Genomic DNA, 22,229 nt, shown 5'->3' with positions numbered 1-22,229 from the left:
CGGCCCATCCTTGGACAAGGTGCCGTTTCGATAATGGCGTTCTGCACCGTGCGCGACGACCTCGGCACTCCCTCGTTCATGGCCCCGGAGCAGGCGGCGGGGCGCCGGGTGACCCCGGCGACCGACATCTTCGCGCTCGGCCAGGTCGCGGCGTACGCGGCGACGGGATCCCCGGCCTTCGGCGAGGGGACCTCGCACGGTGTGCTCTGCCGGATCGTCCACGAGGAGCCGGACCTCACGGCGGTCCCGGAGCGGCTGACGGAACTGGTCACCCGCTGCCTCACCAAGGAGCCCGGGGACAGGCCGTCGATCGCCGAAATCATCGAGCTCTGCCGGTCCGCGAACGCGGAGACGGTGCTGCGCCGCCCCGAGGACTGGCTACCGGCCCCGGTCACCGCCGACATCACGGTATGCACGGCCGCGCCCGCCCCGGTCCAGACCCCACCGCCCCCGTCCTCCGCCCCGTCCGTGGCCTACTCGCCCACCACGCCGGTGGCCCCCGCCACGGCGCCCTCCGCCTACTCACCCACCGCGCCCGCGGGCTACGGACCCGCCCGCGACACCACAGCCCCCTCAGCCCCGTCCCCCCGCACCACACGCCCGCCCCGGCGCAGGCTCACCCCCACGCGTACGCCCCGACCCAGGTCCCGAACGGGTGCGGGGTACATCGGCATCGTCACGGTCCGGGGCTTCCCGTCCGAGGATTCGCCCAGTACGTACATGCCGCTGGACCTGACCGTCTGGCGCAATGCGGTGAGCTCCGGCTCGGGCAGCTGAATCCCCACCTGCTCCGCGGGCCGATACCGGTACGGGTGGTGCATACCGGGACACGGTCGTACTGTCGATTCAGGAACGACCGCTGGAGGAAGGCACCGCCACCGACGACTGCTGCTGACGCGCAGGCCTCGGCCCGCGGGGCGGGTCCGGTGCGACGGGAAGGCCGCCCGGGCTCGGGAAGAGGCAGCTGGGGAGCCGACATGCAACGAGACAGAATCAGAACAGCGGTCATGCTGTGTGCCGCCGCGGCGCTCGCGGCGGCAGCGGTACCGACATCGGCTTCCGCGCGACCGGCCGCGGCCGACCGCGCGGTGGCCGTCGACTGTTTCTCGAATTCACAAGTTCGCCCCGGTGACTTCCTGATCGCCTGCGGGGACGGCAACAACCGCCTCATCACGCTGCGTTGGACCCAATGGGGACCGACGTCCGCCGTGGGCAGCGGACTCGACGCGGTGAATGACTGTCAGCCCTATTGCGCCGCAGGCAAGTTCCACACCTACCCGGTCAAGGTGCGGCTCGACCGCCCGCAGAGCTGGCAGAAACATCCTGACCTCCAGCACTTCACCCGGCTGCAGCTCGTCTACACGGACAGCACGCCCGCCCAGACGCACCGGGTCGTGACGTACAAACTCTGGGACTGATGAATCCACACGTCCGCCTGCGGCCGGGCTACCTGGCCGCGGCGGCGGTGTTCGCCGTCGGGATGGCCGGCACCACCCTGCCCACACCGTTGTACGGGCTCTACCAGGAGCAGATCGGGTTCTCCGAGCTGATGGTGACGGTGGTCTTCGCCGTGTACGCCGTCGCGGTGATCACCGTGCTCCTGGTGGCGGGCAACTACTCCGACGAGGTCGGCCGCAGACCTGTGCTCCTGGGTGCCATGGCGCTGTCGGCCGCGAGCGCGGGATGCTTCCTCCTGGAGAGCGGCCTGCCGCTGCTCTTCGTGGGGCGGCTGCTGTCCGGCTGCGCGGCCGGGCTGTTGAGCGGGGCGGCGACCGCGGCCGTCATCGAACTGGCGGGTCCCGGACAGGAGGCGCGTGCCGGTTTCGCCGCCACCGCGGCGAACATGGGTGGTCTGGGCTGCGGCCCGCTGCTCTCCGGCCTCCTCGCGCAGTACACGCCCTGGCCGTTGACGCTGCCGTTCTTGGTCCATCTGGGGCTGGTGGGCGCGGCCGCCGGGATCACCTGGTTCCTGCCGGAGACGGTGACGGAGCCGAAGCGGTGGCCGTGTCTGAAGCCGCAGGGAGTCTCCGTACCTCCCGAGGTGAAAGGTGTGTTCACGACCGCCTCGCTGGCGGCGTTCGCGGGCTTCTCGCTGCTCGGGCTGTTCACGGCAGTGGCGCCAAGCTTTGCCGCGCGGACCCTGGGAGTGCACAATCTGGCCGTCTCCGGCGCGGTGGTGTTCTCCGTGTTCCTCGCTTCGACCGTCGGGCAGTCCTTGACGCCACGGATCGGCGGGCGCCTCGCGCTTCCCGTGGGATGCGGCATCCTCGTCATGGGCCTGCTGCTGGTGGCGTCATCGCTGATCGCCGAGTCCCTGCCGCTGCTCGTCCTCGGCGCGCTGTGCGGCGGCACCGGCCAGGGACTGGCCTTTCGCGCGGCGCTCACCCTGGTCAGCGAGGCGGCCCCGGCACGGCATCGTGGCGGCACCATTTCGGCGTTCTTCGTCGTCGCCTATGCCGGGATCTCGGTGCCGGTGGTCGGAGTCGGTGCCATGGCCACCTGGCTCGGGCTGCGCCCGGCCGGCCTGATCTTCGCGGGCTGCGTGATGCTGCTGGCGGCGGGCGCGGGAACGTACGCCGCACTGAGGCCGCCGGGGTGAACCGCGCACGGGACACGGCAGATGTCGGCGACCGCGGCAGGTGGACCGTACGGAAGTGAAGGGGTGTCCATCCCCCGGCCACCGGCCTGACACGGCGGCAGCCCCCTGTTCTCACAGGGGGCTGCCGGTGAATCCGATCTCTCTCTGAGAGGAGCCGTCCTCATGGACCATGCTACGGCGATGGAGGGCCGGTGCCACTCCAGCAGTGACCGGCCGAGCGGAGACCGGGCTTCGGGGATCGCGCGGGTCCGTGAGCCTGCGGTCCGGAGCCCCGTGGACATCCGCGGCCGGGCAGGGCGCCGAGCGGGTGACCGCGCCTTCGCCCACCCGCGGCAGGTGCTCGTTCCCGGCTTCGGGACAGTCGGCACACGACGCCGCCGCCAAGAGAGTTCGAGCGGATTCCCTACAAGAGGTAGGCCCGCGCCGCACTCTTGCTATACGTTCCGTCCAATAGCTTGCTAGACGTCGCGTCTAACAAGCGAGGGTGGCGCTCGGCAGCCGAGCTGACACGCGGTCGCGAAGACGGCCGCCCACGGGTCAAATTCGGCACGGTGCCGGAACTCGTCGCGGCGTCGAAGGGCGGCCGTCTGCGGCTACTGGGCTGAACGCCCCGAGTCGCCACCGGCGCGGCGCCGCGTACGGGTTCATCACACCCGGCGCCACGCCGCGTTCGGCCCTGTTCCGTCGTGACTGCTCAGCCGCGTCGTGCCGGTCGGACGGTCCAGCGCGTATACGGCGACCGAAATACCCTTGACCGTTTGCTGGCTCGCGGCGAGGAATCGACACGCTCGGCCACTCGCACGGGGGCCGTATCCCGGCCCCCGCACTCCGCCCGAATCGTCATCCCGGTCCGACCTCGTCGAACTGCTTCTGTATTGCAGGCCACTTGGGCCGACGAGCTCTGCGCTCCCCGTCGGCCCACCCCGGTCCCGCCCGCTCGCGCTACCGTGTGCTACCAGCGCTCCTGCGGTTTCTGCCCTGAGATACGACGTCTCTCGGCGCGGGCCGTGTCGGCGCCCGCCCATGTCCACTTCCGAGCCTGCTGCACCGACTCTCATCTCCGCACCGTGTGCGGACCGCGCGACGACCCATGGAGAACACGTTGAGGACGAAGTTCCGTTCTCGTATCACCGCCCGGCTTGGGCGCACGTACCTGTCCAGGATCCAGAAGTACGGAATCGGCTCCTCCACGATCCGGCTGCTGCCCGAGGACCTGCTGATGCTGCTGCGCAGGGACGGCCTGGACCCGGTGGACAAGCTGGCCGGGCTCCGGGCGACCGCGCCGGTGTCCAAGGTGTCGCTGCCGTTCGGCATGGATGTGTGGGTGGTCAGCGGCTACGAGGAGTCGAAGGCCGTGCTCGGATCGGCCGACGGTTTCAGTACCGACTTCGCCCATCTCGCCACGAATGCCGGAGTGGCGGCGGAACAGAGCCCCGGCGGGCTCGGGTTCAGCGACCCTCCCGTGCACACGCGACTGCGCCGCATCCTGACCCCGGAGTTCACGATGCGGCGGCTGCGGCGGCTCACGCCCCGGATCGATGCCATCGTCGGGGAACGCCTGAACGCGATGGAAGCCCGTCGGGGCCCGGTCGATCTGGTGAAGGAGTTCGCGCTGCCGATACCCTCCCTCACGATCTGTGAGTTGCTCGGTGTGCCCTACGAGGACCGCCACGACTTCCAGCAGCTGGCCATGAACCGCTTCGACCTCTTCGGTGGCACGACCGCGCCCTTCGGCGCCATGTCGGAGTCCCTGGCGTACTTCAGGGACGTGGTCCGGATGCAGCGCGAGACACCGGGCGACGGGCTGCTCGGCGTGATCGTGAAGGAACACGGCGACAGCGTCGACGACGAGGAACTCGCGGGCCTCGCCGACGGCGTGCTGACCGGCGGCTTCGAGACGACCGCGAGCACGATCGCCCTCGGCTCCCTCGTACTGCTGCGGAACTCCGACGCCTTCGAGCGAATACGGACGGACGACGCGGCCGCCGCACCGTTCGTCGAAGAGGTGCTGCGCTACCTCTCCGCGGTGCAGCTCGCCTTTCCCCGCTTCGCCCGTCACGACATAGAGATAGCGGGCGTGGTCATACCCCGCGGTGACATGGTGCTCTGCTCACTGAGCAGCGCCAATCGCGACACCTCGTACGTCAGCGACGGCGGACCCTTCGATCCGCACCGCAATCCCTCGGGTCATCTCGCCTTCGGTTACGGCATCCACCGCTGCATCGGCGCCGAACTGGCACGCATGGAACTGCGCGCCGCCTATCCCGCCCTGGCCCGGCGGTTTCCGCGGATGCGCCTCGCCGTCCCGCCCGAGGAACTGGCCTTCCGGAAGCTGTCGATCGTGTACGGCGTCGAATCGCTGCCGGTGCACCTGCACTGAGCGGGCGTCCGGACCGCACGTCTCCATGGACCGGCCGGCCGGCCCGCACGGTGCGGGTCACCAGTGCTTCGGCTCGGGGAGAGGCTACTCGCACGCCGACACCCTCGTCGACGGAACTCCCCCAGGTCACGGGGCAGATGAGCCCTGTGTTGTGGTCGCCACGGCCCAGCACGTGCGTCGGTGATGGGTGTGATAGCCGGCGTCAGGTGAGGGCCGCCGCCAGGATGGTGGCCGTCTCGGCGATCAGGCGGTCGTCCGCCTCGGCGTCCTCCTCGTGCCGAGTGGACAGCACAGCCATCACGAGCGACCCCCGGTGGGACGGCCAGGCGATGCCCACGTCGTTCGTGGTCCCGTAGCTGCCGGTGCCGGTCTTGTCGCCGATGGTCCAGTCGTCGGGGAGGCCGGCGCGCAGGCGGTTGCCGCCGGTCGTGCTTGCCCGCAGCCACCCGGTCAGCCGCTTCCGGTCCTCCGCCGCCAGGGCGTTCCCGAGTGCGAGCCGCGCGTAGGTCCGGCCAATGGCCCGGGGGGTGGTGGTGTCGGTCAGCCGCCCCGGTTCCGCCGAGTTCAGCTCCGGCTCCCAGCGGTCGAGCCGGGTCACCTCGTCACCGATGGACCGGCAGAAATGAGTGACGGACGTCGGTCCGCCGATTTCCTCCAGCAGGAGGTTCGCCGCGGTGTTGTCGCTCTGCGAGATGGTCGCGCCGCACAGGTCCTCGACTGTCATCCCGTGCGCGAGGTTCTCGGGCAGACCGGTCACGGGCGCGCCGCCCGACCTCTTGATGTCCTGCTCCGTGTAGTGAATGACCTTCGAGAGGAACGTCCCGTCATGGTCGAGGTCCCTCAGGACGGCCCCGACGGCCGGCGTTTTGAACACCGAACAGACGGGGAAGCGCTCATCCCCCCGGTGGAGGACGGTCCTGCCCGTCACCGTGTTCCACCCGAACACCCCCAGCCGCGCGGCATGCGCCCGTTCCAGGTCGCGTAACTTCCGCTCCGCCGCGCTCCCCGGTCCGGCGGCGTACGCGGCCGATGTCATGGGGACGGTGGCCAGCGCCGCACCCAGACCACCGACGAGCATCGCCCGGCGTGAAGCGCCCCTGCTCGACCTCAAAATGTCCCGCCTCCCTAACTCGTACAGCCTGCCTTCCCACGGTTGTACAGCCTGTCTTCTGGTGCGGTCGCACTTCTTGCACACGGCGCTTCCGGTTTCCCACCGGTTGCAGGCGAAGGGCGGTGTGGATCTGCGGCGGCCCTCCTGGCACGGCACCGGGGGCCGCTGTCGGTCCTGGGACGGTGACCTGGGACTGTGGCGGGCTGAGGTATTACACGGCGGTCTGTTCGGCGTGCGGGGCGAGCAGCCCCTGCAACTCCTTTGCTGCGGCCTTGAGGAGATGGCCGCGGATGTCGACGTCGCCGGTGACGGGGTCCAGGTCGAAGGCGCCGACAGGGTCTCCGTGCTGCACGCAGACGCCGTTGTAGGCGTCGACGGCCGGGTTGATGCGCGGCAGGGTCCCCTCATGCCGGTGGCGGTGACCAGGGCGATGACGGTGTCGGGGAAGGCGTCCGGCGGGGCACGTCGTTGTGCGTGCCTTGCTCCCGCGCTCACCGCACCGTGGCGAGCCGGCCGTGCGGCTGGACGGTGACGAGGGCGATGCCCGCGCAGCACACCGTGAGGAGCAGCAGCTCGGTGACCGAGGGGGCGGGCGCGGTGTCCAGCGCCCAGTCGCCGAGGCGCACCGCGAACGGAACGGCCAGCTGCACAGCGGCGGTGAAGACCGGCCCCCGGAGCAGGATGAGCCGGTGTTGTACGAGGTAGGCGGGCGCGTACACAGCCGCGCCCAGCACCACGATGCCGCCGGTCGCGGCGAGTGTCGGAGGGTGGGCGATCAGCGCGGGCAGGGCCATCGGGAGCAGCAGACAGGTGGCAGCGGCGAGCAGCACGGGCAGAACGGCGAGGGGTGGCAGCCCCGACAGCCGCTCCCGGTACAGGAATCCGTACACCGCGAAGGCCACGGTCGCGGCCGCCACCAGCAGCAGCCCCGTCCCGTCCACGTCGCCCGCGTCCGCGCCGAGCGCCGCGTATCCGGCCGCCGCCGCACAGGCCAGCGCCGCCCCCACCGCCTTGCGCGGCCCGGACCGCTCGCCGAAGAACAACGCGCCCACGGCAACCGAGGCGCATGGCATCAGCGCGACGACGAGATTGGTGAGCGAGGTGCCGATGCGCGGGATGGCGAGCAGGGTGCCGGCCGCGTAACCGGCGAAACCGAGCAGGCCCAGCAGCCATACGGTGCCCGGCCGGGCGACGGCCCGGCGCAGATCGGCCCTGCCACCCGCGCTGGAGGCGGCGACTGTGGTGAGTACGGCGCAGCACACCACGGTGCGGCCCACGGCGACGACCAGCGGATCGGTCCCGGTGACCAGGGCGCCGGAGAGCAACCAGGTCCCGGCGAGCAGCAGCACGAGGACAACCGGCACAGCATGGCCTTTCCGTAGGCGGCGTTGGGACGGGCGCACGCCTCAGAACCGTACGAGCTGCCCTCCCATCCGTGAACACCGCACCCGGAGCGGTCAGCGACCGGTGGCCGCGTCCCGGTACTCCGGGGAGAGATGCAGGTGGGCCAAGTCGTGCGGGACGGGGCCGTCGTGGCGGAAAAGAGGTGCGCTCTCCCCGTCGGCGGCCGTGGCCGGGGCGTCCGTGAGGCGCAGACGTGTGCGCAGCCGCCCGTAGAAGTCGTGCGGGCCGAGCCTGATGACGCGTAGTCGGCGCGGGGCCGCGTACACGCCGAGCCAGTCCCCGGCGTCCAGTACGCCGCGCAGCTGCCCGTCGATCGTGACCGCGCCCTGCCCCGAGTGGGGCAGGACCCGCACCGCGACCGGTTCGTCCGGCGCGACGACCACGGTGCGATCGAAGGTCATGTGCGGCGCGACAGGTGTGAAGAGGATGGCGTCCATGCGTGGTGAGACCACCGGACCGCCCGCGGCGAAGCTGTAGGCGGTCGACCCGGTGGGGGTGGCCATGATGACGGCATCGGCCGAGTACGAGGCGAGGAGCCGACCGCCGATGTACACGCCGAGACTCACCTGCCGGTCGCGCGCGAGCTTCTCGACGACGACGTCGTTGAGGGCCGTGACGTCCAGCGCCACTCCCCAGCCCTCCGCCCCGGCCTCGGCCTCCCGGTCGACCTGGGGAGGCGGCAGCATCGGGCGTCGTCCGTAGGCCATCAGGGCATCGATGTCCTTGGGGACCTTCAGCACCCGGGAGGTCCTCATCGTCAGCGTCATGCGTTCCTCGACGTCCGCGCGCCCGCGGTGGACGGCATCAAGTGCCCGGACGACGTCCTCGACCGGCACCTCGGTCAGGAAGCCGACCCGGCCCAGGTCGATCCCGAGGACGGCGCCGTGGTTCTTGGCCGCGATCCTGGCGCCTCGCAGAAAGGTCCCGTCGCCGCCGAGTGTCACGATGAGGTCGGGATTGCCCGCGACATGGGCCTCCTCCCGTCCGCCGCGCCGGCGTGCGTCGTCGCGCCACACGTCGATGTCCGTGCAAGGAATGTCCTCGCACGCGCACCAGTCGCGTACGACGCGCTCCGCGACAACGGCCTCGGGACGGCCCTGGTGGACGACGATTCCCACCCGCTCGACACTCATCTCGCTCCGACTCCCCGTGTTCCGATGTTGGTGGCGGTGACGATGCCCTGACTCCACCTTGATGGCCCGCGGGTGCGCCCGCTCGGTCGCCGGGCCGCCGGACCGTCCGCGGTCAGGCGATCGGGCGTCACGGGAGCGCGGCGTGAAGCGGAGCGGGCGCGGCAGACTGGTGGGGAAGGGTCCGTCCGCTCTTCATGCACGGGACGCGGCCGGGGTCACCGTGTGGCTTCCGGGGTCGCGGCACCGGGTGCTCGTCACTTCTGTCCGGAGGACCGTCATGGCCGAGGTCGAGGCGTCCCGGCACAAGGGGCGTTCTCGCACCGGGCAGGTCGGGGCCGTGGCTCTCGCCGCCGCCTCGATCGGCCTCTGGGCCGCCACCGGCTGCCCCGCACGGGCCGCCGGTCTTCCGGCCCCCGATCACGTGGTGGTCGTGGTGATGGAGAACCACGGGTACGTCCAGGTGATCGGCAGTTCGGACGCCCCGTACATCAACCACACGCTCAAGGCGGGCGGCGCCGACCTCACCCGGTCCTTCGCGCTCACGCACCCCAGCGAGCCGAACTACTACATGCTGTTCTCGGGCTCCGACCAGGGCCGCGCCAAGGACCGTTGTACGGGCGTCGGTTCCCTGACCGCACCCAATCTCGCCGCCGAGCTCATCACCGCCGGGAAGACCTGGGCCAGCTACAACGAGTCGCTGCCCCGCCAGGGTTCGACGGTCTGCGGCAGCGGCTACTACACGCAGCGGCACACCCCCTGGTTCGGTTTCTCCAATGTGCCGGCCGGCACCGCGAAGACCATGGCGCAGTTCCCCGCCCACTTCACCGAGCTGCCGAAGGTCTCGTTCGTCGTGCCGAACCTCTGCGACGACATGCACACATGCCCGGTCTCCACCGGTGACACCTGGATCAAGAACAAGCTGGGGCCCTATGCCGACTGGGCCAGGACCCACAACAGCCTCCTGGTCCTCACGTTCGACGAGGGAAGCAAGGGATCGGGCAACCGCATCCCCACCCTCCTCTACGGCGAGCACGTCGTCCCCGGCAGCTCCAGCAATGCCACCTACGACCACTACGACGTGCTCCGCACCCTGGAGGACCTGGCCGGTCTGACGACGCACGCGGGCAGGGCGGCCTCGGCGTCCGACATCACCGGCATCTGGAAGTGACACCCCGAGTTGTCCACGGATTCCCGCGGCACCGACGCCGCGGGCGTCACGCAGGAGAGCGTGAGCAGTGTTCCGCCCACGACGCCGATGGAGCGCTTGAGCTTCTGTGGGGTGGGGCCGGTCGCGGGGGCCAGCGCCTGGGAGCGCTGAGCGTTTCGGTCATCGTGCGATTCCGATCAACAGGTGCGGTGATTGAGCGCGGGAGCGGTATCGCCTCCAGACGAGGACATGGTGAGTGCTTTCGTCGCTCCCCGCGCGACATGCAATCCCGACGAGTTCCGCAGGTCAAGAGCTGTTCACCTACGGAATTCGTTGTTTCTACGAGACGATCCAACGGTTTGCCGTTGAAAGTGCGTCATTCTGCTGGGGATCGGCGGGTGCGGGAATCGCAGCGGAATCCGGTGGAATGTTTTGCCCGTTCCAGGATCTGGAAGGGCGGGAGGCTCCTGGAGCACCACGGAGGGCCGACGGGCGGAAGGCCGACAGGCGGAAGGCCGACAGTTGAGGCGCGCGTCGATCGGGCTGCGAGTGCCCGCGCTCCGGCTGCGGGTGCGCATCCATGGACTAGGTGCCAGCCTTGAGTCATGGCTTGGGCGTCATGGACGACTCGCGGTGTGTTCTCCGGGCATGGTGGCGTGCTGACGGACGAGGTCGGCGTCCTGTCCGGGGACCTGACGGTGCACACGACCTGGGCCGATGACACGGCCCAGGTGACTGTGCAGTACACGGGTGCGATCGACTGGTTCACCATGTCGGGCAGCCCCGTGCCGTGCTGCTCCGAGGACGACAGCCGTCGCCTTCACGCCGCGGTGGTGAAGTCCGTCCGTGAAGGAGCGGCGGCAACGGTTCCCAGGCCACCGCCCCGGGTGCCGGATTAGGTGCCCCTGGAAACGGCCGAACGGCGGTCCCTGACCGGCGGGTGCGGTACTTCACGAGGGGCCTGCTCGGCCCTCCGTGAAGTACGTCAACCCGTCGGCCCTGAACCGCCGCCAGGAGCGGTTGTGCGTCAGTAGGCGCCGAACACGTTGTCGATCGAGCCGTACTTGTCGGCCGCGTAATTGCACGATGCGGTGATGTTGGCGACCGGGTCGTAGCTGTCCATCGACGTGCCGGGCACGTGGTAGGCGCGGAACGTCGGGTCGATGATCTGCAGGAGCCCCTTGGAGGGCGTTCCCTTGGCGGCGTTCGAGTCCCAGTTGTTAATGGCCCGGGGGTTGCCGGAGGACTCGCGCATGATGTTGCGGTGGATGCCGTCGTAGCTGCCGGGAATGCCGTGCTTGGCCATGACGGCCAGCGACTCCTTGATCCAGCCGTCCAGATCATTGGTGTACTTGGCCGGGGCGGCGGCGGTCGACACCGCGACGGTTTTCACGGCGGATACGCCAGTGGAAGCGCCGGCCACGGCCTTGGCGCCGATGGTCAGCTTCATGCCCGGGTGAATCAGGGTGGGGTCGGCACCGATGGTCTCCCGGTTGTCCTCGTAAAGCTTCTGCCAGCCACCGCTTACGGAATGCCCCTTCGCGATCTTGGAAAGGGTGTCACCCGCGATCACAGAATAGACGGTGGGCGCCGCCTTCTGCACCGAGATCTCCTTGGTGGCGACGGCCGGCGCCGTGGCCTTTTCGGCGGTGGCAGCCTGGGCCGGCGCGGCCGAGGCGAAACCGGCGCAGACCAGCGGCAGCACGAGGGCGGCTCCGCCCGTGGTCGCGGCGATGAAACCGCGGGTCCGCGAAGTAGGCTTGCGACGACGGTACTTACCCGTTGCGGGCATGGCGAATTCCTCTCCGTCGCCTACGAGGTGAGCTGTCGGGTTCAGACTGGAGATGTCTGGCCGCATGCAATTGCGACTTCACCCCGAGCCGTACCGGATACCGGTTCGGCGGCTTACCTGGGTCCCCCGCTCCTGCCGTACGTGAGTGGGTCGGTCGGATTCTCGGACGGCGGCAGGATTCGGCGTTCCGTCCGGATTGACGGTGACCGTAGGCGAGAAATACCGAAGGGAACAAGCCCCTATTTTTTGATCACATTTCATTTGCAAGATCGAATCACGGAAAGGGAAGTAAGCCACCTCACACAGCAATGCCAAATTTCCCTGCACAGAAGGGAACCGGGTCACGCGTCACGACATCGCGAGGCTTGAACGTGACTCACACCACGCAGCTCAAGAAAGGGGCATTTCAGGCAGCCCCGAGAGGTCACAACTCCGTTTAAATGCCTCTTTGTTACCCAAGAGCCCATGTCTAACGAAATTACATATATAGGACATATGGTCGGCTCTTCGTGCGTTCTCGCTCCGGTGCACCGCCGTCGGACCGAGCACACGCGGCAGGGCCGGCCAGCCGTCCTCCCGGGGCCGCTCCCCCGCACGGCACCGAGGCGTTGCCTTCCGCCCGCCCGATCGCTAAGGTTTTGAGCTGTCCTGTTGTCTCCGATAGAGGTGGACGTTGCGCATCTGAGGTTCGCGATCATCGCGCCGTACGGCTCCGGTCGTACGCCCGTCACGCAGTAGCAGTGTTTCTTCCTGCCCGTGACCCCGCGCGGATGCGACCTCGGTGCATGAGCCGTCCCTCGATCTTTCGGACCGCCGTACCTGTTTCCGTTCCGGTCGCTGCGTGGTGCTCGCATACGAAGCCCCCTTCACCGCGCTCACGACTGCGAGGATCACCATGGCGACACCCACCACCCCCAGCGCCTCCCTCACCTGCTCCGCCCTGTCCTTCCAGTGGCCGGACGGCACGACCGTCTTCGACGGGCTCTCGCTCGGCATCGGCCGGGGCCGCACCGGCCTCGTCGGCAACAACGGCGCGGGCAAGTCCACGCTGCTGCGGCTGCTGGCCGGCCGGCTGCTCCCCTCCCAGGGCTCGGTGACCGTCGGCGGCAGCCTCGCCCACCTTCCGCAGAACATCACCCTCGACACGACACTGCGGGTGGACGAGGCCCTGGGCATCGCCGAGCGGCGCGACGCGCTGCGCGCCATCGAGGCCGGGGACGTGGACGAGAAACACTTCGAGACCATCGGCGACGACTGGGACGTGGAGGAACAGGCCCTCGCGACACTGGGTTCGCTCGGGCTCGGATACCTGGAACTGGACCGCACCGTGGGCCGGATGTCCGGCGGGGAGACCGTCCTGCTGCGCCTGGCCGCAACTCTGCTGGAACGGCCCGACGTCCTCCTGCTGGACGAACCGACCAACAACCTCGACGTGTTCGCGCGTCGCAGGCTCTACGACGCCGTCGACAACTGGCGCTCCGGCGTGCTGGTCGTGGTCAGCCACGACCTCGAACTGCTGGAACGCGTGGACCGCATCGCCGAACTGCGCGCCGGATCCGTGAGCTGGTACGGCGGTGGCTGGTCGGCCTACCAGGAGGCTCTGGCCACCGAACAGGAGGCCGCGGGGCGGATGTTGAGGGCCGCGGAGGCCGACGTGCGCCGACAGAAACGCGAACTGGAGGAGACCCATGTGAAGTTGGCCCGCCGCCAGCGCCAGGGCAGGAAGGCGGAGGCCGACGGCGGCCTCCCGAAGATCCTCGCCGGCCGCCGGAAGCGGTCGGCGCAGGAGTCCGGGGGCAAGCTCCGTGGCCTCCACGAGGAGCGGCTCAGCGAGGCGCGCGAACGCCGCGAGGAGGCCGCGGACGCGGTACGCAACGACGCCGAGATCCGTGTGAGCCTTCCCCACACCGCCGTTCCCACCGGCCGCACCGTGCTGACTCTGCACGAACTGCGCCCCCGGTTCGGCCGGCTGCGCCAGGGCGACCTCCACGTGCACGGGCCCGAACGCATCGCACTCGTCGGGCGCAACGGCGCCGGCAAGACCACGCTGCTGCGCACCCTCACCGGCGAGCTCGCTCCGCTGTCCGGCGAGGCCAGGACGTTCGTACCGCTGCGGTTCCTTCCCCAGCGGCTCGATGTGCTGGACGAGGAGCTGAGCGTCGCGGCGAACGTGGCCCGCATGGCTCCCGGGGTCACCGACAACCACATCCGCGCCCAGCTCGCGCGCTTCCTGTTCCAGGGGAAGCGTGCGGAACAGCCGGCGGGCACCCTCTCGGGCGGAGAGCGCTTCCGTGCCGCGCTCGCCGCGACGATGCTCGCCGCACCGGCCCCGCAGTTGCTGATGCTGGACGAGCCGACCAACAACCTCGACATCGCCGGTGTGCGTCAGCTGACCAGCGCACTCCAGTCGTACGAGGGTGCGCTGCTGATCGCCGGTCACGATCTGCCGTTCCTGGAGTCGGTCGGCATCACCCGCTGGCTGCTCCTCGGGGAGGAACTCCAGGACACCACCGCGCAGGAGGTGCATGAGCTGCTCGCAGCGCCGGAAGCGGAGCGAGCGGAGGGGTGAGCGCCGGACCGGCAGGAGCACGGCAGGGGGTGCGGGCCTTCAGCGGGACGCAGGCCCGCACCCGTGCCACGGGTCAGAGCCTGGCGATGATCTTGTTCATTTTCGTGATCTCGGCGGTCTGGGCGGTGATGACGGCTCCGGCGAGCTTCTTCGCGTCGGCGTTGCTGCCGTTCTTCTGCTCGTTCTCGGCCATGGTGACCGCCCCCTCGTGGTGACCGGTCATGAGCTGGGCGAACTTCTTGTCGAACGCCTTGCCCCGGGCACCTTCGAGGTCGCTCATGTCCTTGTCGGACATCATCCCGGGCATCCCCGAACCGGCCTCCGAGCCATGGTCCATGCCGGGCATGTCACCCATCGAGGACGAAGACTCGGGCAGCGGCTTGCCCCAGGACGTCAGCCAGCCCTTCATGGTGTTGATCTCGGGGTCCTGGGCCTGCTCGATCGCGGCGGCCAGGTCCTTGATCTCGGGGTCGGCGGCGCGGCCGTCGGCCAGCTTCGCCATTTCGACGGCCTGCTGGTGGTGCGGGATCATCTGCTGCGCGAACGTCACGTCCGCGTCGTTGAACACGGCGCCGGGGGTGGCCGGTGCGGAGGCGCCGGCCGAGCCGTGGTCCGTGCCGGGCATGGACGCGCCGTCGGAGTCGGAGCCTTCAAAGGAGCCGCAGGCCGCCAGCGTCATGGCGAGTGCGGCGGCGGTGCCGACGGCCGCGAGCGTGCGGCGGCGGGCAGCGGAAGACAGGGAAACGGACATCACACGTTCTTTCCAGGTGGTTCGCGCCACCTCGGTGGCGCGCGAAACGGACAGGATGCTCGGGCCGGTCCGGCCGCGGGGCAGGGAACCGGCGGACACCCGTCACGTCCGCGCTACACACACCTGGAGCAGTAGCTCGCTGCCGGCGAGCGGCGGCCCCCGCCGTGCCGGTCCTCGCACCGCCGGACGCAGCCGCCCGAGCACCCACACGGCCAGGATCACGAGACCCAGCGCCATCAGGAGCGGCAGCAGCCGGTCGCGGGCGTGGGTGGATACGCACGACTCGCCGTTCATCCCGGTCACGGCGGCGTCCACCCGGGGGATGCTGTGTTCTTCCGGAACGGCCGTATGAGCCGTATGAGCCGCACCGGTCGCCATGGACATGGGCGGTTGTGAGGTCACGGCCTGGCCACCGTGACAGCCCTCGGCGGCGCTCGCCGGGGCGCCGTGCATGAGGAACAGCCCGCACAGGACGGCACACAGCACGAGCAGCCGGGACATTCCCGGTGTGCGCGTCCGGCTGCGATCCACGGCTGCCTCGAATCCCCGGTCGTACGAGTCCTGCGGTACCAGCCCGACGATACCCCCACCGGGTTCCCCCGTCCTGTCGTACCCCGGGGCTCGTGCAGGGCGCGGACGAGGACGAGGGCGGCCGGACCGGGCATCCGAGGCGCGGTGGTTCAGCGGTCGTTGCGGGCGCGCGTCCAGGCGGCGTCGCGCAGCAGGCGCAGTCCGTTGAGGCCGACGATGACAGTGGAGCCCTCGTGCCCGGCGACGCCCAGGGGCAGCGGCAGCGTGCCGGTGTGGGCGGCGGCCAGTGCCGGGGCATCGTTGACGCCGTCCCCGACCACGAGGACCTTCCGTCCGGCGTTCTCCAGCTCCTTGACCGCGCGCACCTTGTCCTGCGGCAGCAGACCTGCCCGGACGTCACCGATCCCGGCCTCGGCGCCCAGTCGGGCGGCGGCGCGCGGATTGTCGCCGGTGACCCTTGGTCACCGGCAACGGCTCGCCGGTGATGGTCGCCTGGTCGACCTCACTGGCCCCGTCGAGGACCCGGCCGTCGGCGCCGACGCGCTCGCCGGGACGTACCAGGATCACGTCCCCGACCCTCAACTGCGCGGTGGGCACGGTCTCTTCGGCACCGCCGTCGCCGAGGCGGGCCGCCGTGGCGGGGGCGAGGTCGAGCAGGCCGCGCACCGAGTCGGCGGTCCGTGCGGTGGCGAACGCCTCCAGGGCGCCCGACGTGGCGAAGATGACGATCAGCAGGGCGCCGTCCAGCACCTGCCCGATCGCCGCCGCCCCGAGGGCGGCGACGACCATCAGCAGATCCACGTCCAGCCTCCGGTCCTTGAGGGCCTTCAGGCCCTCCCACCCGGGCTCCCAGCCGCCCGCGACGTACGTCAGCGCGTACAGCGGGCCCCACGCCCACCACGGGGCGCCGAGCAGGTGCAGGGGCAGCGCCGACAGGAACAGCCCCAGGGCGGCCGCGGCCCAGCGGGCCTCCGGGAGAGCCAGGATCCGGGTGCGCCGTCCGGTGACGACCGCGTCCGGACCGGGTCGGCCGCCGAAGGCGGGCGGGTGAGGGTGAAAGACATGGGCGGTGATCCTTCACACGAGAAGGCGGACTGTTTCGACCCCCGCACACAGGATCACATGAACACCCATTCATGTGTTCATCTCCATAGGATGTAGGGCATGGGCCACGGAGCTGACGCGAACACTGCTGCCACCGCGCGCGAGCGCCTCGACGCCGTGGGGGCCACCGATGTGGCGGCCACCCTCCAGGCCCTTGCCACCCCGTCGCGGCTCCGCATCCTCGCCCGCCTCCAGGAGGGGCCGTGCCCGGCGACGGAGCTCGCCGACGCGGTCGGCATGGAGCAGTCCGCCTGCTCCCATCAGCTGCGGCTGCTGCGCAACCTCGGCCTGGTCACCGGCGAGCGCCGGGGCCGCTCGGTGATCTACGCGCTGCACGACAACCACGTCGCCGAACTCCTCGACCAGGCCCTCTTCCACGTCGAGCACCTGCGCCTCGGCCTGCACGACACCCCCGCGGAGGAAGCGGTGGAAGCCGGAGACGCGGTGGGAGCCGCCGTCCGCTGAGGCCACCGGCAGGCCGGCGATCGCCGACGCCTCCGGGCCCGCGCCACCGAATGCGGGAGCGATTCTCTGCGTCTACGCTCACCTGTGGATCCATGCCGCCAAAGGTCGTGCACCGGGTCAGGAAGCGAGATGCCCATGGAGCGGCTCAAGGCGTCGGGATTCGTCGGCGAGCTCTCGGCGGAATTCCTCGGCACGATGATTCTCATCCTGTTGGGCTGTGGTGTGGTGGCTCAGGTCGTGGCGGGCGGGGCACTCACCGAACCGCCGGGTGGCCTCGGGAATCACGACAGCATCGCCTGGGCATGGGGGCTCGGAGTCACTCTGGGTATTTATGTGGCGGGCAGACTGAGCGGAGCCCACCTCAATCCTGCGGTGACTCTCTCGCTCGCCGCTTTCAAGGATTTCCCCTGGAAGAAGGTGGCTCCCTACACCGTCGCGCAGTTCGCCGGGGCGTTCATCGCTGCTTTGCTGGTGCGTTGGAATTACACCGAGGCGCTGGCGAAGGCGGATCCCGGACACACCATCAAGACGCAATTCATCTTCTCCACGCTGCCCGCCAACGGGAACCCGGCACTTCCTGTCCACGAGTGGGGCGCGCTGCGGGACCAGGTCATCGGCACCGCCATTCTCGTGCTGCTGATCTTCGCCGTCACGGATCTGCTCAATACGCCACCGGGCGCCAATCTCAGCCCGTTCATCGTGGGTCTCATCATTGTCGCCATCGGTATGGCATTCGGGACCAACGCCGGGTACGCCATCAACCCGGCTCGTGACCTCGGGCCCCGGCTCGCAAGTTTCCTCACCGGCTACGGAGGGGCGTGGCGGGACCAGTACGGCAATCTCTACTTCTGGGTGCCGATCGTGGGCCCGCTCGTGGGCGGCCCGGTCGGCGCGTTCCTCTACCAGACCTGCATCGGCCGCTTCCTGCCCGCCGCGGAAGCCGAACCCGAGGGCAGCCTCCCCTTGCCCCAGGAGAAATGACGCCCGGTACCTTCATCGAGGGCGGACCGCGGAAAGGCGGCATGCCATGGCGGATTTCATCGGCGCGGTGGACCAAGGCACCACCAGCAGCCGCTTCATGGTCTTCGACCACGACGGAAACGAAGTGGCCAAGCACCAGTTGGAACACGAGCAGATTCTGCCCCGGCCCGGCTGGGTGGAACACGACCCGGTGGAGATCTGGGAGCGCACCAACTCGGTCATGCAGAACGCTCTGCGCACCAGCGGTCTCGACGCCACCGATCTCGACGCCATCGGGATCACCAACCAGCGTGAGACCACCGTCGTCTGGGATCCCCGCACCGGCCGTCCGTACTGCAACGCCATCGTGTGGCAGGACACGCGTACCGACTCGATCGCCCGGGCCCTGGAGGACGAGGGGCACGGCGAGGTCATCCGGCGCAAGTCGGGGCTGCCTCCGGCCACCTACTTCTCCGGCGGGAAGATCAAGTGGATCCTCGATCACGTCGAGGGGGTCCGCGCGGCCGCGGAGCGGGGCCACGCGGTGTTCGGGAACACCGACTGCTGGGTGCTGTGGAATCTCACCGGCGGCCCCGACGGCGGCATCCACGCCACCGACGTGACCAATGCCAGCCGGACGATGCTGATGAACCTGGAGACGCTCGACTGGGACGACGAACTGCTGGACATCTTCGGCATTCCGAAGGCGATGCTGCCGGTCATCAACCCGTCCTCCGACCCCGAGGCGTACGGCCGCACACGCACGTCCCGGCCGCTGCGGGCCGCGATTCCGGTCACCGGGGTGCTCGGCGACCAGCAGGCGGCCACCGTGGGGCAGGTGTGCTTCGAGCCGGGCGAGGCGAAGAACACGTACGGCACCGGCAACTTCCTCGTGCTCAACACCGGTACGAAGCTGATCCGGTCGCGGCACGGTTTGCTCACCACCGTCGCCTACCGGTTCGGGACGAGTCCGGCGGTCTACGCCCTGGAGGGTTCCATCGCGGTCACGGGGTCCGCCGTGCAATGGCTCCGGGACCAGATGAAGATCATCACTGAAGCCGCCGAGAGCGAACGGCTCGCCCGGACCGTCGAGGACAACGGCGGGATGTACTTCGTGCCGGCGTTCTCGGGCCTCTTCGCCCCGTACTGGCGCTCGGACGCCCGCGGAGCCATCGTCGGCCTGGCCCGCTACAACACCAACGCCCATCTGGCGCGGGCCACTCTGGAAGCCATCTGTTACCAGAGCCGGGATGTGGTGGACGCGATGGAACAGGACTCCGGCGTCCATCTCGATGTACTCAAGGTCGACGGCGGGGTCACGGCCAACGACCTGTGCATGCAGATACAGGCGGATGTCCTCGGAGTGCCCGTCAGTCGCCCCGTCGTCGCCGAGACCACCGCGCTGGGAGCCGCGTACGCGGCGGGTCTCGCCACGGGGTTCTGGCGCGACCAGGGCGAGTTGAGGGCGCACTGGCAGGAGTCGAAGCGCTGGGAGCCGCAGTGGAGCGAGGAGCGGCGCGCCGCGGGGTACACCGATTGGAAGCGGGCGGTCGAGCGCACCCTGGACTGGGTGCGGGTGGAATGACGTCGGGGTCCGGCGACCGCGCCGTACGAGCGCGACCCTACGGCGTCCGGCGGGTCAGGTCCCGGTGCGCCGGACCCGCACGACGCAACGATGACGTCAGCAGATCCGCGGCAACTGCTCCCCGACCGGCAGGTCGACCACACGTGTCCCGCCGAGCCCCGTACGGGCCACCACCATGCCCGGGTGGGCGTCCACCGCCTCACCGATCACTGCCGCGTCCCGGCCCAGCGGGTGTGCCCGCATCGCCTCCAGGACCGCGTCGGCGTGTTCGCGCGGTACGAACGCCACCAGCTTCCCCTCGTTGGCGACGTACATCGGGTCGAGCCCGAGGATGGCGCAGGCATTGGCCACCGGCGCGGGAACGGGGACGTGTCGCTCCTGGATCAGGACGCCGGTGCCCGACGCGGCCGCGATCTCGTTGAGGGATGCGGCGAGTCCCCCGCGGGTGGGGTCGCGCAGTACGTGCAGGTCCGGGGTGACCGCGAGCATGACCTCCACGAGTCCGCCCAGGGCGGCACAGTCGCTCGCGATCTCGACTCCGAACTCCAGCCCCTCACGCACGCTCATGATCGCCACGCCGTGGACACCGATCGCCCCGCTCACGATCACGACGTCACCCGGGACGACACGCTGCGGCCGCAGATCCACGCCGGCCGGGATGAGGCCGATACCGGCGGTGTTGATGAAGATGCCGTCTCCGTGGCCGGCCTCGACCACCTTGGTGTCCCCCGTCACCACCTCAACGCCCGCGTTGCGCGCGGCGGCGCCGAAGGCCTCGGCGACCCGCGCGACGACGGAGAGCTCGACGCCCTCCTCCAGAATGAATCCGCAGGACAGATAGGCGGCACGCGCACCGCTCATGGCCAGGTCGTTGACGGTGCCGTTGACCGCGAGGTCGCCGATGCTGCCGCCGGGGAAGAACAGCGGCCGCACCACGAAGGAGTCGGTGGAGAAGGCCAGGCGGGCGCCGCCCAGCGACACCGATGCCGAATCGCCCAGTTGCGCGAGCGTCTCACCTCCGAAGGCGGGGGCGAAGATGTGTTGTACCAGTTCGGCGGAGAGCGCGCCGCCACCGCCGTGGCCCATGACGATGCGTGGGTGATCCCGCAGCGGGGCCGGGCACGTCCATGCTGTGGGATCGAGCGGGGGGATGCCGGAGGGAGGCGTTACCGAAACGGCTCGGTCGCCGCGCGTGGGGGTCTCGACGGTCTCAGCCAACGGGGCTCGCCTCCAGAGATGCGGTCTTGTTCATGTCCAGCCGCCGGTAGAGGTAGTACGCGGCGCAGGCTCCCTCGCTGGAGACCATGGTGGCTCCGAGTGGGGTGCGAGGGGTGCAGATGGTGCCGAACGCCTCGCATTCATGGGGCTTCAGCAGGCCCTGCAGGACCTCTCCACTGCGGCATTGGGCGGGTTCACGGGTGTCGATACCGGTCACCTGGAAGCGGTATTCGGCGTCGTAGTCCCGATAGCGCGGGGCGAGCCGCCAACCGCTGTCGGGGATGACGCCGATGCCGCGCCAGGCCCGGTCGGTCACCTCGAAGACGTCCTGCAGCATGGCCAGTGCGGCGGGGTTCCCCTCGGGGCGCACCGCGCGCGGGTAGGCGTTGTCCACGGTGTGTTCGCCGCGTTCCAGCTGGACCACGGTGCGGCGTACCCCTTCCAGGATGTCCAGCGGTTCGAATCCTGTGACCACGATCGGGACGCCGAACCGTTCGGCCAGCTCGGGGTATTCGCCCATGCCCATCACACTGCACACGTGTCCTGCGGCGAGGAATGCCTGAACCCGGCAGTTCGGCGACCGCATGATCGCCTCGATCGCGGGTGGCACCCGGACATGGGACACGAGCAGACTGAAGTTGCGGATGCCGAGCCTACTTGCCTGATAGACCGTCATCGCATTGGGAGGAGCGGTGGTTTCGAAGCCGATTCCGAAGAACACGACCTGTCGGTCCGGGTTCTGCTGGGCGATCTTCAGCGCGTCGAGCGGGGAGTAGACGACGCGTACGTCCCCGCCCTCGCTGCGGACCCGGAAGAGGTCCCGTCCGGTGCCGGGGACGCGGAGCATGTCGCCGAAGGAGCAGAAGATTACTTCGGGACGGGAGGCGATCTCCAGCGCCTTGTCGATGACTTCCAGCGGGGTGACGCAGACGGGGCAGCCCGGTCCGTGGATCAGTTCCACCTGGTCCGGGAGGAGTTGGTCGATGCCGTGCCGGATGATGGTGTGGGTCTGCCCGCCGCAGACCTCCATCAGCGCCCACGGTCTGGTCACGGTGGAGCGGATCTCGTCGAGCAGCCTGCGGGCCAGCTCGGGGTCCTGGAATTCGTCGATGTACTTCACTGCCGCACCTCCTGCGATGCCTCGGCGGCGCCGGGCAGCGGCAGCCCGCCGGCCTCTGCCGCCATTTCCCATGGATCGCCGAACTCCTCCTGGAGCATGCCGAGTTGGGTGAAAAGCTCGAGCGTCTGCCTGGCCGACTCCTCGTCCAGTTTCTGCAGCGCGAACCCCACGTGGACGATGGCGTACTCACCGACCTGAAGGTCCGGCAGATACTCCAGACACGCTTCCTTGACCACTCCGCCGAAATCGACGGTGGCCATGCGTGTGCCGTCCCGTTCCTCGATTTCCAGTACTCTGCCGGGCACCGCCAGGCACATGGTTTCTCCTCGCTGTGGTTGCTCCCGCCCGCCCGGTCCTGCC

General features: G+C 69.6%; 20 protein-coding genes, 2 pseudogenes and 1 riboswitch. Of the genes and pseudogenes, 10 read left to right on the top strand and 12 right to left on the bottom strand.

Features of this window, described 5'->3' with window-relative positions:
• Window positions 1-33: 33 nt before the first annotated feature.
• From OH735_RS35780 to OH735_RS35765, 4 genes are all read left to right on the top strand, one after another.
• The gene (locus tag OH735_RS35780) at window positions 34-777 is read left to right on the top strand and encodes a protein kinase domain-containing protein (RefSeq protein WP_406385823.1); all 744 of its coding nucleotides are present in this window, start codon (window positions 34-36) and stop codon (window positions 775-777) included.
• Window positions 778-977: 200 nt separating this feature from the next.
• Window positions 978-1,418, top strand: a complete 441-nt coding sequence (locus OH735_RS35775; protein WP_406385822.1) for a hypothetical protein — start codon at window positions 978-980, stop codon at window positions 1,416-1,418.
• Window positions 1,418-2,599, top strand: coding sequence for an MFS transporter (locus OH735_RS35770; protein WP_406385820.1), 1,182 nt, complete (start codon window positions 1,418-1,420; stop codon window positions 2,597-2,599). Before OH735_RS35775 ends, OH735_RS35770 begins: the two co-directional genes overlap by 1 nt.
• A gap of 1,090 nt (window positions 2,600-3,689) precedes the next feature.
• Window positions 3,690-4,979: a cytochrome P450 gene (locus OH735_RS35765; protein WP_406385818.1), complete on the top strand. Its 1,290-nt coding sequence runs from the start codon at window positions 3,690-3,692 to the stop codon at window positions 4,977-4,979.
• A gap of 202 nt (window positions 4,980-5,181) precedes the next feature.
• Here OH735_RS35765 and bla read toward each other — a convergent pair whose 3' ends face one another.
• The 4 genes and pseudogenes from bla to OH735_RS35745 all read right to left on the bottom strand — a co-directional run bounded on the left by bla (window position 5,182) and on the right by OH735_RS35745 (window position 8,627).
• Window positions 5,182-6,057, bottom strand: coding sequence for a class A beta-lactamase (gene bla / locus OH735_RS35760; RefSeq protein ID WP_406386888.1), 876 nt, complete (start codon window positions 6,055-6,057; stop codon window positions 5,182-5,184).
• A 244-nt stretch (window positions 6,058-6,301) separates the two neighbouring features.
• Window positions 6,302-6,499 (bottom strand): annotated as a pseudogene (locus OH735_RS35755) (phenylalanine--tRNA ligase beta subunit-related protein); the annotation flags it as partial.
• Between the two features lie 82 nt (window positions 6,500-6,581).
• Window positions 6,582-7,454 (bottom strand): EamA family transporter, encoded by an 873-nt coding sequence (locus OH735_RS35750; RefSeq protein WP_406385816.1) that lies wholly within the window; start codon window positions 7,452-7,454, stop codon window positions 6,582-6,584.
• A gap of 93 nt (window positions 7,455-7,547) precedes the next feature.
• A complete protein-coding gene (locus OH735_RS35745; RefSeq protein WP_406385814.1) occupies window positions 7,548-8,627 on the bottom strand; it encodes an NAD(+)/NADH kinase in 1,080 nt (359 codons plus the stop codon).
• A gap of 277 nt (window positions 8,628-8,904) precedes the next feature.
• On the opposite strand from OH735_RS35745, the gene OH735_RS35740 reads away from it, so the two are divergent.
• Together OH735_RS35740 and OH735_RS35735 are read left to right on the top strand one after the other, a co-directional pair.
• Window positions 8,905-9,795, top strand: coding sequence for an alkaline phosphatase family protein (locus OH735_RS35740; RefSeq protein WP_406385813.1), 891 nt, complete (start codon window positions 8,905-8,907; stop codon window positions 9,793-9,795).
• A 584-nt stretch (window positions 9,796-10,379) separates the two neighbouring features.
• Window positions 10,380-10,673: a hypothetical protein gene (locus tag OH735_RS35735; RefSeq protein ID WP_406385811.1), complete on the top strand. Its 294-nt coding sequence runs from the start codon at window positions 10,380-10,382 to the stop codon at window positions 10,671-10,673.
• A gap of 128 nt (window positions 10,674-10,801) precedes the next feature.
• Here OH735_RS35735 and OH735_RS35730 read toward each other — a convergent pair whose 3' ends face one another.
• The gene (locus tag OH735_RS35730) at window positions 10,802-11,566 is read right to left on the bottom strand and encodes a transglycosylase SLT domain-containing protein (protein ID WP_406385810.1); all 765 of its coding nucleotides are present in this window, start codon (window positions 11,564-11,566) and stop codon (window positions 10,802-10,804) included.
• Window positions 11,567-11,570: 4 nt separating this feature from the next.
• A riboswitch (cyclic di-AMP (ydaO/yuaA leader) is annotated at window positions 11,571-11,761 on the bottom strand.
• A gap of 700 nt (window positions 11,762-12,461) precedes the next feature.
• Here OH735_RS35730 and OH735_RS35725 point away from each other — a divergent pair.
• Complete coding sequence (locus OH735_RS35725; protein ID WP_406386886.1) at window positions 12,462-14,135, top strand: ATP-binding cassette domain-containing protein; 1,674 nt, start codon at window positions 12,462-12,464, stop codon at window positions 14,133-14,135.
• A 73-nt stretch (window positions 14,136-14,208) separates the two neighbouring features.
• On the opposite strand, the gene OH735_RS35720 is transcribed toward OH735_RS35725, so the two are convergent.
• The 4 genes and pseudogenes from OH735_RS35720 to OH735_RS35705 all read right to left on the bottom strand — a co-directional run.
• Window positions 14,209-14,886, bottom strand: a complete 678-nt coding sequence (locus tag OH735_RS35720) for a DUF305 domain-containing protein (RefSeq protein WP_406385809.1) — start codon at window positions 14,884-14,886, stop codon at window positions 14,209-14,211.
• A 102-nt stretch (window positions 14,887-14,988) separates the two neighbouring features.
• On the bottom strand, window positions 14,989-15,387 hold the full coding sequence (locus OH735_RS35715) for a hypothetical protein (protein ID WP_406385807.1): 399 nt from the start codon (window positions 15,385-15,387) through the stop codon (window positions 14,989-14,991).
• 179 nt (window positions 15,388-15,566) lie between these two features.
• Window positions 15,567-15,821 (bottom strand): HAD family hydrolase, encoded by a 255-nt coding sequence (locus OH735_RS35710; RefSeq protein ID WP_406386885.1) that lies wholly within the window; start codon window positions 15,819-15,821, stop codon window positions 15,567-15,569.
• Window positions 15,822-15,873: 52 nt separating this feature from the next.
• Window positions 15,874-16,404 (bottom strand): annotated as a pseudogene (locus tag OH735_RS35705) (heavy metal translocating P-type ATPase); the annotation flags it as partial.
• Window positions 16,405-16,581: 177 nt separating this feature from the next.
• On the opposite strand from OH735_RS35705, the gene OH735_RS35700 reads away from it, so the two are divergent.
• The 3 genes from OH735_RS35700 (at window position 16,582) to glpK (ending at window position 19,531) form a co-directional block, all read left to right on the top strand.
• Window positions 16,582-16,986, top strand: a complete 405-nt coding sequence (locus OH735_RS35700; RefSeq protein WP_406385806.1) for an ArsR/SmtB family transcription factor — start codon at window positions 16,582-16,584, stop codon at window positions 16,984-16,986.
• A gap of 135 nt (window positions 16,987-17,121) precedes the next feature.
• Window positions 17,122-17,967 carry an MIP/aquaporin family protein gene (locus OH735_RS35695; protein WP_406386883.1) on the top strand — a complete coding sequence of 282 codons (846 nt, stop codon included), beginning with the start codon at window positions 17,122-17,124 and terminating at the stop codon, window positions 17,965-17,967.
• Between the two features lie 46 nt (window positions 17,968-18,013).
• Window positions 18,014-19,531 (top strand): glycerol kinase GlpK, encoded by a 1,518-nt coding sequence (glpK, locus tag OH735_RS35690; RefSeq protein ID WP_406385805.1) that lies wholly within the window; start codon window positions 18,014-18,016, stop codon window positions 19,529-19,531.
• Window positions 19,532-19,627: 96 nt separating this feature from the next.
• Here glpK and hypE read toward each other — a convergent pair whose 3' ends face one another.
• Genes hypE through OH735_RS35675 form a run of 3 tightly spaced genes read right to left on the bottom strand, consistent with a single transcriptional unit; the run spans window position 19,628 to window position 22,186 of the window.
• The gene (gene hypE, locus OH735_RS35685; protein ID WP_406386882.1) at window positions 19,628-20,683 is read right to left on the bottom strand and encodes a hydrogenase expression/formation protein HypE; all 1,056 of its coding nucleotides are present in this window, start codon (window positions 20,681-20,683) and stop codon (window positions 19,628-19,630) included.
• Window positions 20,684-20,741: 58 nt separating this feature from the next.
• Window positions 20,742-21,869 (bottom strand): hydrogenase formation protein HypD, encoded by a 1,128-nt coding sequence (gene hypD, locus OH735_RS35680; protein ID WP_406385803.1) that lies wholly within the window; start codon window positions 21,867-21,869, stop codon window positions 20,742-20,744.
• Window positions 21,866-22,186, bottom strand: a complete 321-nt coding sequence (locus tag OH735_RS35675; RefSeq protein ID WP_406385802.1) for a HypC/HybG/HupF family hydrogenase formation chaperone — start codon at window positions 22,184-22,186, stop codon at window positions 21,866-21,868. The genes hypD and OH735_RS35675 overlap by 4 nt, the downstream gene beginning before the upstream one ends.
• Window positions 22,187-22,229: the final 43 nt, after the last annotated feature.

The organism is Streptomyces sp. NBC_01618, from assembly GCF_045209435.1.
GTDB lineage: Bacteria > Actinomycetota > Actinomycetes > Streptomycetales > Streptomycetaceae > Streptomyces.
Note: the sequence above shows the minus strand (reverse complement) of the source record. Positions and strands in the feature narration are given on the sequence as shown.

What these genes read in the sequence shown, in the direction of transcription:
- OH735_RS35780 (WP_406385823.1), top strand. Translation starts at nt 34, where the DNA reads ATGGCGTTCTGCACCGTGCGCGACGACCTCGGCACTCCCTCGTTCATG.
- OH735_RS35775 (WP_406385822.1), top strand. Translation starts at nt 978, where the DNA reads ATGCAACGAGACAGAATCAGAACAGCGGTCATGCTGTGTGCCGCCGCG.
- OH735_RS35770 (WP_406385820.1), top strand. Translation starts at nt 1,418, where the DNA reads ATGAATCCACACGTCCGCCTGCGGCCGGGCTACCTGGCCGCGGCGGCG.
- OH735_RS35765 (WP_406385818.1), top strand. Translation starts at nt 3,690, where the DNA reads ATGGAGAACACGTTGAGGACGAAGTTCCGTTCTCGTATCACCGCCCGG.
- bla (WP_406386888.1), bottom strand. Translation starts at nt 6,057, where the DNA reads ATGCTCGTCGGTGGTCTGGGTGCGGCGCTGGCCACCGTCCCCATGACA.
- OH735_RS35745 (WP_406385814.1), bottom strand. Translation starts at nt 8,627, where the DNA reads ATGAGTGTCGAGCGGGTGGGAATCGTCGTCCACCAGGGCCGTCCCGAG.
- OH735_RS35740 (WP_406385813.1), top strand. Translation starts at nt 8,905, where the DNA reads ATGGCCGAGGTCGAGGCGTCCCGGCACAAGGGGCGTTCTCGCACCGGG.
- OH735_RS35735 (WP_406385811.1), top strand. Translation starts at nt 10,380, where the DNA reads ATGGCTTGGGCGTCATGGACGACTCGCGGTGTGTTCTCCGGGCATGGT.
- OH735_RS35730 (WP_406385810.1), bottom strand. Translation starts at nt 11,566, where the DNA reads ATGCCCGCAACGGGTAAGTACCGTCGTCGCAAGCCTACTTCGCGGACC.
- OH735_RS35725 (WP_406386886.1), top strand. Translation starts at nt 12,462, where the DNA reads ATGGCGACACCCACCACCCCCAGCGCCTCCCTCACCTGCTCCGCCCTG.
- OH735_RS35720 (WP_406385809.1), bottom strand. Translation starts at nt 14,886, where the DNA reads ATGTCCGTTTCCCTGTCTTCCGCTGCCCGCCGCCGCACGCTCGCGGCC.
- OH735_RS35715 (WP_406385807.1), bottom strand. Translation starts at nt 15,387, where the DNA reads ATGTCCCGGCTGCTCGTGCTGTGTGCCGTCCTGTGCGGGCTGTTCCTC.
- OH735_RS35700 (WP_406385806.1), top strand. Translation starts at nt 16,582, where the DNA reads ATGGGCCACGGAGCTGACGCGAACACTGCTGCCACCGCGCGCGAGCGC.
- OH735_RS35695 (WP_406386883.1), top strand. Translation starts at nt 17,122, where the DNA reads ATGGAGCGGCTCAAGGCGTCGGGATTCGTCGGCGAGCTCTCGGCGGAA.
- glpK (WP_406385805.1), top strand. Translation starts at nt 18,014, where the DNA reads ATGGCGGATTTCATCGGCGCGGTGGACCAAGGCACCACCAGCAGCCGC.
- OH735_RS35675 (WP_406385802.1), bottom strand. Translation starts at nt 22,186, where the DNA reads ATGTGCCTGGCGGTGCCCGGCAGAGTACTGGAAATCGAGGAACGGGAC.